This window comes from Nostoc sp. DSM 114161 (assembly GCF_052692665.1).
The window spans coordinates 2,548,509-2,564,092 of record NZ_CP195141.1; the positions used below are offsets into that span (position 1 = coordinate 2,548,509).

At 41.3% G+C, this 15,584-nt stretch carries 16 protein-coding genes; 4 read left to right on the forward strand and 12 right to left on the reverse strand.

Features of this window, described 5'->3' with window-relative positions; genetic code table 11:
* Positions 1–54 precede the first annotated feature (54 nt).
* Complete coding sequence (thyD, locus tag NSTC745_RS11040; RefSeq protein ID WP_445637172.1) at positions 55–975, reverse strand: thylakoid membrane protein ThyD; 921 nt, start codon at positions 973–975, stop codon at positions 55–57.
* 326 nt (positions 976–1,301) lie between these two features.
* Here thyD and NSTC745_RS11045 point away from each other — a divergent pair, with 326 nt between their 5' ends.
* The gene (locus tag NSTC745_RS11045) at positions 1,302–1,649 is read left to right on the forward strand and encodes a hypothetical protein (protein ID WP_096534450.1); all 348 of its coding nucleotides are present in this window, start codon (positions 1,302–1,304) and stop codon (positions 1,647–1,649) included.
* Between the two features lie 90 nt (positions 1,650–1,739).
* On the opposite strand, the gene NSTC745_RS11050 is transcribed toward NSTC745_RS11045, so the two are convergent.
* The 6 genes from NSTC745_RS11050 to NSTC745_RS11075 all read right to left on the reverse strand — a co-directional run bounded on the left by NSTC745_RS11050 (position 1,740) and on the right by NSTC745_RS11075 (position 6,793).
* A complete protein-coding gene (locus NSTC745_RS11050) occupies positions 1,740–2,249 on the reverse strand; it encodes an FHA domain-containing protein (RefSeq protein ID WP_445638576.1) in 510 nt (169 codons plus the stop codon).
* Between the two features lie 163 nt (positions 2,250–2,412).
* A complete protein-coding gene (locus tag NSTC745_RS11055; protein ID WP_445637173.1) occupies positions 2,413–4,968 on the reverse strand; it encodes a heavy metal translocating P-type ATPase in 2,556 nt (851 codons plus the stop codon).
* 110 nt (positions 4,969–5,078) lie between these two features.
* Positions 5,079–5,282 (reverse strand): hypothetical protein, encoded by a 204-nt coding sequence (locus NSTC745_RS11060; protein ID WP_445637174.1) that lies wholly within the window; start codon positions 5,280–5,282, stop codon positions 5,079–5,081.
* Between the two features lie 91 nt (positions 5,283–5,373).
* Positions 5,374–5,727 carry a DUF2752 domain-containing protein gene (locus tag NSTC745_RS11065; protein ID WP_445638577.1) on the reverse strand — a complete coding sequence of 118 codons (354 nt, stop codon included), beginning with the start codon at positions 5,725–5,727 and terminating at the stop codon, positions 5,374–5,376.
* Positions 5,728–5,898: 171 nt separating this feature from the next.
* Positions 5,899–6,165: a TM2 domain-containing protein gene (locus NSTC745_RS11070; RefSeq protein ID WP_096534454.1), complete on the reverse strand. Its 267-nt coding sequence runs from the start codon at positions 6,163–6,165 to the stop codon at positions 5,899–5,901.
* A gap of 352 nt (positions 6,166–6,517) precedes the next feature.
* Positions 6,518–6,793: a TM2 domain-containing protein gene (locus NSTC745_RS11075; protein WP_445637175.1), complete on the reverse strand. Its 276-nt coding sequence runs from the start codon at positions 6,791–6,793 to the stop codon at positions 6,518–6,520.
* Positions 6,794–6,897: 104 nt separating this feature from the next.
* Between NSTC745_RS11075 and NSTC745_RS11080 the strand changes: the two genes are divergently transcribed.
* The gene (locus NSTC745_RS11080) at positions 6,898–7,071 is read left to right on the forward strand and encodes a hypothetical protein (protein WP_445637176.1); all 174 of its coding nucleotides are present in this window, start codon (positions 6,898–6,900) and stop codon (positions 7,069–7,071) included.
* 446 nt (positions 7,072–7,517) lie between these two features.
* Here NSTC745_RS11080 and NSTC745_RS11085 read toward each other — a convergent pair whose 3' ends face one another.
* The gene (locus NSTC745_RS11085; protein ID WP_445637177.1) at positions 7,518–9,095 is read right to left on the reverse strand and encodes a CPBP family glutamic-type intramembrane protease; all 1,578 of its coding nucleotides are present in this window, start codon (positions 9,093–9,095) and stop codon (positions 7,518–7,520) included.
* Positions 9,096–9,333: 238 nt separating this feature from the next.
* On the opposite strand from NSTC745_RS11085, the gene NSTC745_RS11090 reads away from it, so the two are divergent.
* Positions 9,334–10,011, forward strand: a complete 678-nt coding sequence (locus NSTC745_RS11090) for a Uma2 family endonuclease (protein WP_445638578.1) — start codon at positions 9,334–9,336, stop codon at positions 10,009–10,011.
* A gap of 206 nt (positions 10,012–10,217) precedes the next feature.
* On the forward strand, positions 10,218–11,558 hold the full coding sequence (locus NSTC745_RS11095) for a WD40 repeat domain-containing protein (protein ID WP_445637178.1): 1,341 nt from the start codon (positions 10,218–10,220) through the stop codon (positions 11,556–11,558).
* A gap of 36 nt (positions 11,559–11,594) precedes the next feature.
* Here NSTC745_RS11095 and NSTC745_RS11100 read toward each other — a convergent pair whose 3' ends face one another.
* The 4 genes from NSTC745_RS11100 to sufD form a co-directional block, all read right to left on the reverse strand.
* The gene (locus tag NSTC745_RS11100; RefSeq protein ID WP_445637179.1) at positions 11,595–12,227 is read right to left on the reverse strand and encodes a Uma2 family endonuclease; all 633 of its coding nucleotides are present in this window, start codon (positions 12,225–12,227) and stop codon (positions 11,595–11,597) included.
* Position 12,228: 1 nt separating this feature from the next.
* Positions 12,229–12,837, reverse strand: coding sequence for a hypothetical protein (locus NSTC745_RS11105; RefSeq protein WP_445637180.1), 609 nt, complete (start codon positions 12,835–12,837; stop codon positions 12,229–12,231).
* Between the two features lie 94 nt (positions 12,838–12,931).
* On the reverse strand, positions 12,932–14,194 hold the full coding sequence (locus NSTC745_RS11110) for a cysteine desulfurase (protein ID WP_445637181.1): 1,263 nt from the start codon (positions 14,192–14,194) through the stop codon (positions 12,932–12,934).
* Positions 14,195–14,229: 35 nt separating this feature from the next.
* Entirely contained in the window at positions 14,230–15,582 is a 1,353-nt protein-coding gene (sufD, locus tag NSTC745_RS11115; RefSeq protein ID WP_445637182.1) for a Fe-S cluster assembly protein SufD, read from the reverse strand.
* Positions 15,583–15,584: the final 2 nt, after the last annotated feature.

Below are 15,584 nucleotides of genomic sequence, written 5' to 3' on the forward strand. Positions count from 1 at the left end.
ACACTCCCCACACTTCCCCATCTCCCCATCTCCCCATTCCCCAGTCCCCAATCCCTATTTAAGAATTTCTTTTAGTGCTGATTGTAAATTAGGATAACGGTACTCAAAGCCAGTTTCTACGGTGCGCTTGGGTAAAACTTTTTGACCTTCTAAAACTACTATTGCCCCGTCTCCTAAAAGGGCTTCCATTGCAAAACTAGGAACGGGTAACCAAGAAGGACGATGCATCACTTCTCCTAAAGAATGGCTTAAGTCTGCCATCCGCACTGGATTAGGGGCTGTGGCATTATACACCCCTTCAATTTCTGGTTTGGTTAAAGCTTGCAGAATCAGGTTAACTAAGTCGTCTACGTGAATCCAAGAGAACCACTGGCGGCCAGTACCAATGGGGCCGCCAGCAAAAAGCTTAAATGGCGGAATCATTTTAGCTAAAGCACCGCCATTGCCTAAAACAATCCCGAAACGCAGAATTACTAAGCGCACGCCAGTATCTTTTACTTTTGTAGCTTCTGCTTCCCAGGCTTGGCAGACTTCGGCAAGAAAATCGTTACCAGATAAACTTGTTTCATCAAAGGTAGCCGTTTCGCTGGTGCCGTAGAAACCAATAGCCGAAGCATTCACTAATACAGTTGGTTTAGGATTAGCACTGACTATCGCTTCCACGATTTTTTGTGTGCCTAACTTCCGACTATTGAGGATTTCTTGCTTGCGTTCTGGTGTCCAGCGTCCTTCACCAATGGGTTCTCCTGCCAAATTAACTACGGCATCACAAAGGGCGATCGCACTTTGCCAAGAACCCGATTGAGTCGGCGTATAAGCAACAATTTCCAGATTAGGAAAAGCCCCAGATGGAAAAACTTTTTGAGCAAAAGTAGTGTTCCGAGTTAACACTAGTATTGTGTGTCCTTCCCGGTGGAGTCGTTGTATCAAACGACTACCAACAAATCCTGTTGCTCCAGTAACTGCTACTTTCATTTTTTACCTCTGCCAAAGCCTCATTTTAAAGTTTTTTATCAAATTTTAAGCTTAGGTTACAAGGCAGCAAAGTCATAGTCTCTGTCCCAGACGACTCCTTGCAACCAATGTCGGTATAAATTTTTATTTTTATTATCCAAAGAATTTATCGCCTGCCAAACCCTCAAAACAAAAGGACAAAGGGACAAAAGTGAAGAGGATAGGAAGACACAAGGCGAAAGGCTTACTGCAACTTTCTCTTCCTTGTCCCCTTGTCCCCTTATCCCCTTCGGTCACATGCTTCGGTATTATAAGATGGACGGAGTGTTGCAAGGGGTGGGGCTATTATGGGTCGCTATACCTGTTCATTTCTTGTTTCTGTTCCTAGTGACCATCTCCAGCCGTTACTTGTAGAACTTCTACAGGACTGTCAGTTGGATGTTCAGTACCAGACAAGCGATTATATTATCGCTCGTGAGTTTCCTGGTAATGTTCCTTTTTCTAAATTAGTCACAGTGGAAGTACTGATTGACAAATCAAAAAGTACTGAAACAGAAACCCGGATGAGTATTGTGATTAAAAATGAAGAATTGCCACTGCAAGTGGATAATTACTGCCGACAAACGTTTGAATTCATCAAGCAGGCGATCGAAAGTAGCCGTCATTGGCATTTGATTGAAATTCTTGCTGGATAACTTTGATGCTAATTATTAATTTCCCACAGCTTTAGGCTGTGGGATTCCCAAACTTTTATTGGTTGGCTCTCCGCTAAGAGTGTTTGTAATTCAGTCTCCTAAATCCTCTAAATCCTCGGTCATACCGGGGTTTATTAATGTAATGTCGTACTCGCTTGAGTCCGTTTGCCCCAAACGCTGAGTATTTCTTAAAAGGTAATAAATTGCACGCACTTGAGGGCCAAAAACGATCTCGTCTTCATTTTTTAGATCGTGGGCTGGCATTTTGCGTCCATTAATCATCAAACCATTGGAACTAGGCTTTCCTTTAGCATCGCCATCTACTATTCGGTAATAGTAGCTATGACTATTATGCTCTCGTGGAAACCTCACTAATGTGGCATGACGGCGGGAGACAAACTGCGACATCAAACGGATATTACATTCGCGGTCTCTACCAATAGAATAGACGGGCTGCTCTAAAGAAAATTCCTTGCGACCTTGATCGTCTTCAATAATTAGTAGATGGTTTTCATTGATTTCTGCTGCCATTGACAAATCGTTGCTAAAATCGGTGGAACTTTGATTAATCAAGATTTGTTTAGTATCGTATCCTACCATTCTCACGCACCGTAGTTTGTGGTGACGATTTAAATCAGCTTTAAAACTGCATAATACCTTGAAAGAGTAGAACATGGCCGTTCTACTCGTTATTAGTCATTAGTCATTGGTCATTAGTCATTAGTCATTTGTGAATAACTAATGCCTAATGCCCCATGCCTTTTTACGGATGATGAGCCAAGCGCCTTAATAATATTGAGTTTGTAACGACGCTAACAGAGCTAAAAGCCATTAAAGCGGCAGCACCCGATGGGTTAAGAACAAAACCGAAACTGGGGAGTAAAACACCTGCTGCTAAAGGAATACCAACTGTATTATATGCAAAAGCCCAGAATAGATTCTGGCGAATTTTGTTGAAGGTGGCGCGGCTAAGTTGAATAGATTCGACAACATCGTTTAGGCGATCGCGCATCAGCACAATTTCAGCAGTTTCCATCGCCACATCTGTCCCAGAGTATAAAGCAATTCCGACATCGGCTTGGGATAAAGCTGGAGCATCGTTGATGCCATCGCCGACCATTGCGACAAAGGATTGGGCATTGGGCATGGAAAGAGGCAGGGGAGCAGGGGAGCAGGGGAGCACGGGAGAGTTGTTGTACAAGTTCTTTCCCCTCTGCCCATCTGCCCCTCTGCCCCTCTGCCCCTCCGCCCCTCTGCTCCCCTGCTTTCCAGTCCCTAGTCCCTCTTGCTGGAGGGCTTGTATCGCAGCGGCTTTTTTAGCCGGGGGGACACCTGCGATGACATCAGCGCTATCTAATCCTAATTGTTGGGCTATGGCGTTGGCTGCTTCTGGCCGATCGCCACTGAGCAGCATTACTCTTAATCCCATGTGACGTAATTTGTCAACCGTGGTTTTGGCATCTGGTCTGAGGCGATCGCTAACAGCAATCAGTCCGGCTAAAGTTCCCCCAACTGCCACGAAAACCACTGTTTTACCAGCTGTTGCCCAATCCTCTGCCACCTGTTTTGCAGTGGCGTTCGTAGCAATTCCATGCCAACTCAACCAGTCGGAATTACCCAACAGCACAACTGTACCCTCTACTACTGCTGATACCCCTAGTCCTGGTTCCGTGTGAAAGTCTACAGCCTCTGGAATCGATAACTCCTGCCGCTGTGCTTCTTGCTGAATCGCTTTTGCTAGGGGATGATGAGTACCGCTTTCTACGGCTGCGGCTAGTTGTATTAGAGATTGGGAACTCTCAGTCCCCAGTCCCTCAATTAACAAACAATCTGTGACGACGGGTTTACCCGTGGTTAATGTGCCGGTTTTATCAAAAACTACGGTCTTTAGCTTGTGGACTTTCTCTAAAACATCGCCGCCTTTGATTAGCAGACCTCGTTCTGCCCCCATACCAGTACCGACAAGAATGGCTGTTGGTGTGGCGAGTCCTAAAGCACAGGGACAGGCGACTACCATGACGGCGATCGCTAATTTTAAGCTAATTAATAGCGGGGAGTGGCTAGAGACGCGATTCATCGCGTCTGTACTCATTGCTGAATGGTGAGCCATTTCCATGCTGCCAGACATGGTGACATCAGGCCAGATGTGAGTGCCAAAAAAGTACCAAAAGATAAATGTCAATACAGATGCTGTCAATACACCGTAGGTAAAGTAACCTGCGACTGTATCTGCTAATTTTTGTACTGGGGCTTTGCGGGTTTGGGCGGCTTCTACTAGGGCAACAATTTGAGCTAAAGTTGTATCGCTGCCTACACGTGTTGCTTGAATGGCGATCGCTCCTGACTGATTTAGTGTCCCGGCGGTTACTAGATCTCCCGCCTGCTTGCTCACTGGTACTGCTTCCCCGGTCAACATGGACTCATCCACTGTTGTTTGACCCGCTACTACTTCGCCATCAACGGGGATTTTATCACCAGGCAGCACCTGTAACCATTCCCCAATCCGCACCTGTTCGGCGGGAATCTCTACACTAGAAGACCCAATTCCTGTTTTTTCTGGATTGGGAATTAACCGCGCTAAGAGTGGCTGGAGTGCCAGCAATTGCCTAAATGCTGCGGCGGCGCGACCCCTAGCATGTTGCTCTAATGTCCTTCCTAATAAAATAAAGCCCAGCATCATTACTGGTTCGTCAAAAAAGCATTCCCAACCCATTTGGGGAAAAAGCAGCGCTACTAAACTTGCAATGTAGGCTGTTAGGGTTCCCAATCCCACCAGGGTATTCATGTTAGGTGCGTTTCGCCGCCACCCCAGCCAACCATCTACTAAGATCGCGCGGCCGGGAATTAGTATGGCGATGGTTGCCAATCCACAGTGGAACCAGATGTTATTCAATACTGGCAATACTGAACTGCCAATATTACCAAAATGTCCACTTGCCGACAACACCAGCAACAGCGCAGCAATCAGCAACTGTCTGAGTGAAGAGTGCATTTGTTGGCGTTGTCGTTCTGCTGGGTCTGGTAAGTTAGATATCTCGCCTGCTACTGTACCGCTAGCTTTTCGAGGTTGAGTCGGGAATCCAACGGTAGTTAATTGCTTTGCCAGTGCATCTGCATCTACCGTACCTGCTTCTGACTCTACAACTGCTACCTCTGTCGCTAGGTTCACACAGGCACTTTTGACTCCCGGATGCTGGGTTAGCTGTCGTTCTACTGCCTTCACACACCCGGCACACTTCATACCTCCAACATCTAGAATAATTTTGTCTAAAATTGGGGCAAATTCTCGGTCTACCTTAGTTTTGGGAACAAGTTGCATGGCAAGTTTTTAAATTCGCTACGAAAATTCAACGCTTGACTAAAAGCGTCTCTAATTCGAGCGTAGGCGAAATATGGAACTACGACTTAATGTCAACCATATTAAATTTATTAATTTATCGTACCGCGCTGAGGGCGATCGCGCCTCCAGCGTAAATAAGTCACATAAACGATCGCTGCAACCTGCATTGGCATGAGGACAATCAGGCTTTTCCAAAAATTGTGAATTTCCAAATTAGACATGGCGCTGAAATAGCCAAAGCCCAAGAACAAGAGAAAGATCCAGATTAGATGTTTACGTTTGATAGCTGGCATAGTAATAAAATTCAGAACTTTTTTAGCAAAAATATTTAGTTATATCTCAAGATGCTTGACAAAATATGCAATACCTTAAATTACTAGTTATTCAAAAAATAAGTTTGCCCAAAGGTGAGTTAATAAAAGAAAAATACATTTCTCCAGTCTGTGATAGCTTATACAAGCGGATAATATAGTAAGTCAAAACTATAAATAGCCCGATAATTTGTAACTTTCTTTGTTTTAATAGATGACAATAAAATGCTATGATTCGGCGTTTTGTGAGTAGTTCTACAGTAATATGAACTGCCACAATCCCAAAACTAACAAATAAAATTGGGCCGAATAAATTTTCTGCTACCGCTTGAGCCAAATTTCCTTGAGCAATAGCCATAAAGGAGCGAGTCATGCCACAAGTTGGACATGGAATTCCAGTCAAATGCCGTATTGGGCAAACTAACAATCTTACTCTATAACCTTGGTGATAAAAATAAGTACCAAGTAGGGGTGTACAGGAAAACCCTAGTAAACCCCAGCGAAATAATTTACCGTGGCATGACAAAGGATAAGGAGATAATTCAAACACCAATGCACATTAAATTAATACGGCAAACAAAATTTTAGAGGCAGGGGATCAAAACCAGCCTTTCTTCTGAATCATGTAAGTATTCAGAAATTCGTCATCAGTCTTGGTTAAGTAAATGATACCCTCAACTAAACCAACGATCCCCATTACTGCCCCACCAATACCACATGTAAGTAAGGTAGCAAGCAGCATAATCACGCCTTCAGTACTGTAACCAAGAATAAACTTGTGAACGCCTAAGGCTCCTAGCAAGATAGCGCAGATGCCAGCTGCAATTTTTTTGCTACTAGCATCACCTGGGTTAATATTAGACACTATGAGGGATACTCCTCAACTGTAAATGACATCCTAGATTCTAATGTAGTTATTCTTACTTGGCATCTGCATATCTATCACAGTAATAAATTGTCAAATTTTAACCCTCAAGCTATTGACTAGACCTCTTGCAATCAATTGCTTTGTTTTTGCACTCTTGCGATCGAAGGGACTCATCTTTATTGGAGAAAGGGAAAATACCAAACCTTTCCCCTTTTCCCGACTTCTGCAAGAAGTCTACTGTTGACGGTTAGCAGTTAACCATCAACAGTTAACACAGAAATATTTGCTGCCTTAAATGCGCGACGTTTATATAACTTCACACGGTAACCCCAGTGTGAAAAATAACTTTTTAGAACCAACCTTGTTTATTTACAAAGTAGGTGTTTACAAATTCTTCAGGGGACTTATTCAAGTAAATCATGCCTTCAATTAAACCTACAAGTTGCATAATCAATAAAGCAACGCCGTAGGTGAAAGAACCGCCAACCACGGAAATCACCAACATGATAAAACCTTCTGCGGCATATCCGAGAATAAACTTATGAACGCCAAACCCTCCCAAGATAATGCCACAGTAACCAGCTAGAAGTTGTTTGGTAGGATGACTGGGATTGAGATTTGCCATATGAGTGCTGCTCCTTAATTAGTGAAGTATAAAAATAAAGCCTTTATTGGAATAAAAGTAAGTAAATATATTTGCTAAACAAATATATTTTTAAGTTTTTGAGTATGAATAAGCGCCAGCATCGACATCACAATCATCGTGCTTCTAGTCTAGAAAAGACGTTAGTAAGATTGGACATCAAATGTCTGAAAAATTGTAGTTCTTTGATGGCTTTTGGTGGATTTGATTACAAACCCTGGTGCAGCGTGCAGATTTTCTGGCAAGACATTTATTCTTGATGGGAATTAACCCTAATTATCAGAAATAACTGCTATGCACACCACTTTTTACAAATCCATCAGTATTATTTCCGGATTTTTTTACGATCGCAACAATCACAAGTATTGGTTGTGTGGCTAGTACAAATGCAAGATTGTAACTCCTGTTTAGTTATCAATCACTACTTGCACAAGTGCAAACAAGATTTGCAATCCAATTAATTACAGACACAAATAACTGTGTAGGCCAATTAAAATCTCGAAAATGGCTAAAATTACCCCTATGAGAATAAATGCTTAGCTCGATAGTTTGTTGTCTATGTCTAGAGCATTATTTAATTTGCTTTTGCCTTTGTTTGGCTTTTAGCGAGTATTTATCCTTACAATCAATTATAACCAGTAAATTGTTGCTATCTATGGAGATAAAATCAGATATTTCCATTTTTAGCAACCGTATTTTACTAGTGTCAATTACTACCAAGTACAAAAAGACTTAATAATGTACCACTATTCCAGAGGCTGTGGAGGAGTATGGGAGCGAGGAGATTGCGCGATCGCGTGTAGACTACGCCCAATACAATGCCCAAGGCGGTGAGTGGGAGAATTTCCGATAAGCTCAGGTGAGCGATGGCAAACAACAAACTACTGATAATAATTGATGCCCAAACGGGTAAATAGCGAGTGAGAGAGGGTAGCAAAAAGCCTCGAAACAGAAGTTCTTCAAAAAATGGTGCTGCGATCGCCGCTGTAAAGAAAAACATCCCAAGTGCTACAGTATCTTGGCTTTCGAGGGCTAATTGCAACAGGGGATTGCTACCACCTTGTCCTTGCCAAAGTTGTTGATTAATTAAAGATACTATTACAACTATGGGTAAAGCAGCGCAATAGCCCCCCAATCCCCACAAAAACCACTTATCTTGAAAACGAAAGCGAAACCAGAATTCTGGTAGTGGAAAAAAGCGTTTAATAGAGAAATACAGTACTAACAAAGCTCCTGATGCTACCAGTACGTAACTAACTAAAACTGAAAAAGCCTGGAGTCGCACATCAGTAAGGGGACGCGGGATAGGAAGCAGCGATAGTAGTGTGGGTACAAAAAGTTGTCCCATGAAGAAAAAGCCGACGACAAAAACCTGCAAAACCGTTTCCACATCCCAAGGCGTTGACCAAGCTACATCAGCATTTTGACTTAATAAAGAGGTTTTTCCTTTGAGTAAACGTTGAGCAAACAAGAAAATCAGCAGTATTAGACCAATTAATGCCGCCAAAGTCGGAATAGTACCAATAATTGCTAGTTTCAGCACTGCACTAGTAGCAGCTTCTTGTTGTGCAGCTTTAACTGCCGATAGGGCTTCTTGTCGCTGCTGGAGTTGATATAGCTGAACCAAAGCAGTAGAGCGAAACCAACCTTCTAAATTCTTTTGAATCGGTTGTTGAGCATCGGGGAGCAGCCGGGGAGGATTACTCCACAACCCACTCAATACAGCAGCAGTTTGTCCAAATTCTGGATTGGTATTTGAGCGCTTTTGTAATTCGCTCCAAGTTTTCAGAGCTGCATCCGTCTGTCCTTGCTGTACTTGTAAAATTCCCAGTCGCAAGTCTAATTCAGCTAGTAGCTTTTGTAGTTCTTTAAAGGACTTCTGTAACTGTTGCTCCTGTCCTAGTTGAGAAGTTTTAGTAGTAGGAGAAACATCCGGTAAAGGCTTAGGAGGGGTGGGAGCGATTTCAGATTGAGAGCGCAACCGTGCAAGTTTGTTGTTAACTTTGTCCAAATTAGTTTGAACAGATTGACGCGCTTCTTGATACTGCTTTGTAGCGCTTTCTAGGGGTTGCTCGCCAAGTATCGCGCCTCGAACCGCCTGAAGATTGTCATCGCTGCTATTTTCCGATTGCCAAGCTTGGGCTTGTAGAGCGATATTAGTTTGGTACAGTTCTAAGCGGCTCTGAAACTGAGGTTCTTGCCAACTACCGAATAAAGACAAAATTGCCAACAGAACTGCCATTGGCGTCATAATGAAAACTAAAATTAACCGCTTGAGTGTCATCTATACCTCTTTTACCGTACTCAGTGCTGAGTTAAGAGTTAGGAGTTAAGAGTTAGGAGTTAAGAGTTATTGTTTCCACACTCCCCATCTCCTCATCTCCCTCATCCCCGCGTCCCTTCTCTTTACGTCCCCTTGGGAATTATCGCAAGAAAAAGTCAGAGGTGGATAGATATTATCAATATTATGAGTTAGCTATAAGTCTGCGATGTCTACGACGGGCTACGCCTACGCACCCACCATGTTAAATTACAACCCATTGCACTGCTTACCCTCCGCCGAGGATCTGCCAGATTCTGACGATGAACCTGTGGATAATCAACTACAACACTTGATTCCTGGCTTGCTAGAAGCCATCTTAGCTTGGCTGTGGGCAAACCGCATGGATTGGTTTTTTGGCGTTGATATGGGAATTTATTACGATCCCGAACTACCTCCAATCGTGCCAGATGGATTTTTAAGCTTGGGAGTCGAGCGAGTTTTTGATGAGAACTTGCGTTTAAGTTATGTATTGTGGGAAGAAAAGGTGATGCCAATTATGGCATTAGAAGTTGTTTCTCACAGACGGCGTGGAGAATATACCAGCAAAAAGAAACTTTATGCTGAAATGGAGATTTTGTATTATGTTGTCTGCAATCCCCAACGCCGCAGAAAACCACCTTTAGAAGTTTACCGTTTTGTAAACGGCGAATATGTATTGCAACTTGGAAATCCTGTTTGGTTACCAGAAATAAATTTAGCAATTGGCTACGAACGCGGAACTTATCACGGAATTACGCGGGATTGGTTGTATTGGTATGACGCGCAAAAAGTCAGATATTTGACACCAGAAGAACGCGCTAGTGCTGCCGAACAACGCGCTCAAAGATTAGCAGAAGAATTGCGAAGATTGGGGATAGATCCAGATGCTTTGAGTTGATTTGGTGAGAGGGCGATCGTGTTTCGTTACTCGGTAAGGCTTCTGATATGACATAGCTTGCATCAGACAATTAGTGACAACTTCTCTTCTAGTTAAATTCTATTTTTTATAAATTAATATACAGTAATTTCTACATTGTTGATTTAATAAGTAGTGTTTTAAAATATACATACTTTAAATAAAGAGTTAAAATAATTGATAAAAATATGACTCAACAATGGTATTTGTCACATACATTCATAGGACATTCAGGCTGGTTTGGAGGAGTTCGTTCAGTTGCCATTAGCCCTGATACTCAAACTTTAGCTAGTGGTAGTGATGACAACAATATCAAAGTATGGAATTTAAATACTGGTCATGAATATTTTACTTTATCTGGACATTTAAATACAGTTCGTTCAATCACTTTTAGTCCAGATGGAGAAATAATTATCAGTGGGAGTGATGATAAAACTATAAAAATATGGAGATGGAAAACTGGTGAAAATATTTTTACTTTAAATGGGCATTCTAAATCAGTAACTAATATTGCTATTAATAAGTATGGAGAATTTATTGCTAGTGCTAGTGATGACCATTCTATAAAAATTTGGTGTCTAAAAACTGGTAGTGAAGTTTGCACTTTGTTTGGTCATTCAAATTACATTCAATCAGTGGCATTCAGTCCTGACGGTAAGATACTTGCTAGCAGTAGTTGTGATAATACAATTAAACTATGGGCTTGGAAGACGGAAAAAGAAATTATCACTCTATCTGAACATTTAGGTGCTGTGCGTACAATTGCTTTTAGTCCTAATGGGCAGCTTATTGTCAGTGGAAGTGATGATAAAACCATAAAATTATGGGATGTAAAAGCTGGCAGATTAATCCGTACATATTCTGGTCATTCTGGCAATATTTGGTCTGTGGCTTTTAATCCTGATGGAAAAACTATTGCAAGTGGTTGTGATGACAAAACAATAAAAATTTGGCATATAGCCAATGGCAAAATTATCACTAATATTGATGCACATTCAACAGGTATTAGTTCAATTAGCTTTTGTGCTGATGGATATGTTCTTGCTAGTAGTAGTTGGGATAAAACTGTCAAAATTTGGTTAACTGAAAAAGCTTTATCAAAATCTTCTATGTTTAGTTGGATGGCTGATATGTTTTCTCCAAAAGGCAATGAATCTGTTTTAAAAGTGCCGAGCTTTATTATTGAAAAAGCAAAAGAAAATATTAATATAGGTAAATTAGAAGAAGACAATCGTAGGCAAGAGGAAAGGCGACGCTTAGAAGAACAACGTTTACAAAAGCAATGTTGTCAAAATGAACAGCGTAGTTTAGAAAAGCAGCGTTGGTATGATGAACAACATCTCTCAGAAAAGCAGATTCAAACTACTGAGCAAGATCATCTAGACAAACACCGTGCAAAAATTATCTTGAATATGAGTAAAATTGCTTACGAAGCGGTATATACAGCGATTAATAAAAAATATGTCAGAGGCTATAGACGCAAAGATGGAACTTATGTAGAAGCTCACTATCGACGTAAGCATAAGTAGTTATAACCTTAACAAAACAAGTAAAAGGTAGAGAATTTATCCTATCTTCTGCCTTACCCAAGCCCGAAATGATTTCAGTAAAGCAATTTCCCCACTTGTTTTACTCTGAGCAATAAATCTACTTATCTCACTCACTGAAATTATAGGAAAGGCAATACTAAACTTACACTCAACATATTGCCCTTCTACTAACTGATAAAATTTTAAATCTTGTCCGTTATATCTCCAAAGTTCATTGACTCCCAGTGCTGCATAAATATCAAATTTGTTAACTGAACTGCTGGTGATGTCAATCTCGATTGCTAAATCAGGTGGTGGATCTGTTTCTAAATTTAGCTTTTGCTTACCTCTAATAGCTGCTTCATTCTGGATATAATAACAAGTATCTGGTTCTATTCCCTTCTTTGCTATTTTTCGTTTCAATGTTGTTGACCCAGCACTTCTGACTTCAATATCTAATTCTTCAGCTAAAGCAATGATGAAATTACCAAAATTGCTTTTAGGGTTTTCGTGTTCAAACAGTGGTGTCATAATTTCTAAAGTGCCGCAGTCATAAGCAAACCGAGAACCTCTATCCTCGCCTGTATCTCTCAGCAAGGCTTCAAAGGTTTCCCAGCTAATGTTGTGTAGGACTGTTCTTTGTTCGGCAGGCAGTGACTCGACAAGCATATTAAAATACTTCTTGTGTCAGGATGTTAGATAAAATTCCTAAAATTTTACCTATGTCACTAATATAATGTTCGCCTAAGTCAATTTCAACGACTTTGCCAACGAGCTTTAAAAATTTCCAGATGGTTCCAGTGGTGACAGTACCATAAATTGTTTTAATGTTATTTCCTTCACGTTCATTAAACAATTTAGCTGCTAACATCTCTGCTACACACTGACCTAATCCTGCATTGATATTTTCTTTTTTAGCTTCTACAATTGTTACGACTGGTGCGTTAAGAATTAAGAGTTCTGGCGAACGGCTAATAATAAAGTCGCAATTTCCATTTAATCCCTGTGGTGTATCTACAGTAAAATCGATACCCGAAAATAAACTTATTTGATTATTTAAAGATTTCCTTATAGCAATTAAAATGGGTGCAATAATCATTTCTGAACGCGACTTTTCTGTATTACTTGCTAAAGCTAATGGTATATTTTCTTGTAAGATTTCTTCAAGTAATGGTGGGCATTGTATTGGTGGCGTAGATGCAAATATATCAATTTTGTCAGAAATGATTAAATCGAAGGTTTTTCTAACTTTATCGAGAGTAAAGTCACTGTAAGACATTTTAAATACTCCTGTAAATCATCCAGGTAGCAAAATTGTGCCAAATATTATTACTTAATAATTGACACAATCAGTATCTAAACATTGTCTACTTTTAACTAGAGAATTGAGCAAAAAATTCTAGGGTTTCCTTTAGTGCTTTGATAAAAATATCAATTTCCTCACGGGTATTGTAGAACGATAAACTAGCCCGTGCGCTTGCAGGAATTCCTAAGTAGCGGTGTAATGGTTGAGTGCAATGATGTCCAGAACGAATGGCAATGCCTTCTTGATCTAATAATGTAGATAAGTCGTTGGCATGGACTCCTTCGGCGGTAAATGTAGCTAAGGCGGCTCTACCTTCTCCTTGAGCATTTGGTTTGGGGCCGTAAAGTCTAATTTGCGGAATTTGCTCTAATTGTTGGAACAAATAAGCTGTTAATTCGGCTTCGTAGGCGTGGATTTTATCCATACCAATACTACTAAGATAATCTACAGCAGCACCTAGAGCGATCGCTTCCCCAATTGCAGGCGTACCAGCTTCAAATTTATGCGGCAATTCTGCATAAGTGGAATGGTCTAAATACACCTCTGCAATCATCTCACCACCGCCAAAAAATGGCGGCATTGAGTTTAACAATTCCAACTTGCCATACAAAAATCCAATGCCAGTTGGAGCGCACATTTTATGACCGGAAGCAACCAACCAATCACAATCTATTTTTTGTACATCAGTGGGAAAATGAGGTACACTTTGACAAGCATCGACTAAGAATTTCGCACCGTATCTGTGAGCAATACTAGCAATTTCTTGCACTGGATTAATACAACCCAAAGCATTAGAAATATGCACTACTGACACCAGTTTTGTTTTTTCAGAAATCAGCTTTTTAAACTGTTCCAAATCAAAAGTTTGTTCTGGTGTCAATTCAACAAATTTCAACACCGCGCCAGTTTTTTGTGCCACTAATTGCCAAGGCACAATATTACTGTGGTGTTCCATCACCGAGAGAATAATCTCATCTCCCGGCTGTAAATTATTCATTCCCCAACTATAAGCGACTAGATTAATCGCTTCACTGGCGTTGCGGGTGTAGACAATTTCTTGGCGCGATGCAGCATTAATAAATTTAGCAACTTTGTCTCGTGCACCTTCATAAGCATCGGTAGCCTTCGCACTCAATGTATGGGCACCGCGATGCACGTTGGCATTATATTGCTCGTAATAATCCCGTAGGGTATTTAATACAGGTAAAGGCTTTTGCGATGTTGCGGCATTATCGAGATAAACTAGGGTTTTCTCATTGACTTCCTGATGCAAAATCGGGAAGTCAGCGCGAACTTTATCGGCAAGGGTTTTAGTAGTGGTGAAAGTCATTGGTAGATTAGTTATTAGTCATTAGTCATTAGTCATTAGTCATTAGTTAGAGACTTGAGACTATTGACTGTGTTTAGTAATATTTCCCTGAGAGAGGGAACGGGTATTTGGTTGATAATTTCAGCAGCGAAGGCGTTAATTAACAATTTGCGAGCATCGTTTTCATCAATTCCCCGGCTTTGGAGGTAGAAGATTTCATCGTCCTCCAATTGGCTGACGGTAGCGCCGTGAGCGCATTTGACGTTATCCGCAGTAATTTCTAATTGCGGTTTAGTATCGACTCTGGCTTTTGATGATAGCAGCAAATTCCGATTTAGCTGGGCTGCATCTGTCAGTTGCGCTGGCTTGGGAACAAAAACTTTACCATTGAATACTGCATGAGCGCGATCGCCAACGATACATTTATGCAATTGTTTACTTGTACCATGAGGATAATTCAGAGCGATTGCACTGTGAGTATCCGCCAATTGCTTGCCAGAAATCATCGTCAACCCATTGAGAGTAGTTTGGGTTTGTTCGCCAGTCTGCAAAACTTCCAAATTGTGCCGCGATAATTTGCCACCGAAAGTTATCGCATGACAAGTATATCGGCTATCACGAGCCTGAGCGATCGCAGTTTTCCCAATATGAAAAGCCTCTCCACCTTCTCGCTCAACCCTAGTGTGACTCACTTCGGCATTTTCACCAAGCCAAATTTCCGTTACCGCATTAGTAAAGTAAACCCCTTGTGTCAGGTTCCTATACTCTTCTACCAAAGTTACCTGCGAACCACCTTCCGCCACCACCAAGCAACGCGGCTGTGAAATTGTCGCACTCTCACCCGTAACCGCAACAAATACTAGATGAATTGGCGTTTCAACTACCACATTCTTCTTTACCCAAACTACTGCTGCATCAGTGATTCCAGCAGTGTTGAGAGCTGTAAAAACTTCTTGTGCTCCTTCAGCTTGAGCTAGATACTTTTGTACGGGTTCCTGTTCGGTGACAGATAAACCAGCCAAATTACTTACCAATACTCCAGGTGGTAAATCTTTGACTGCGGATAACTCCGGCGCGTAAACGCCATTGACAAAAACCAAACGACTGTTAGCCGTTTCTGGCAAAATCTCCGCTAGAGACGTTATATGTAACGTCTCTACATTCAATTGCACTTGTCGCAGAGAAGATAAATCAGTAAATCGCCATTCTTCTTCGCGGGTGTTGGGGATACTAGAGTGGCGTACCACATTAGCGGCGCTTTCACGTAGACTTTGCAACCACCCTTCGGTTTTTGATGCGCTAACTTGATTTAACAAGCTAATTAAATACGCATCTTTATCCAACAGAGTCGCTGTCAAACTCACTGCATCCGAGTTAGGAATTGGACTAGGAGAAACTTGAATAGTCATGA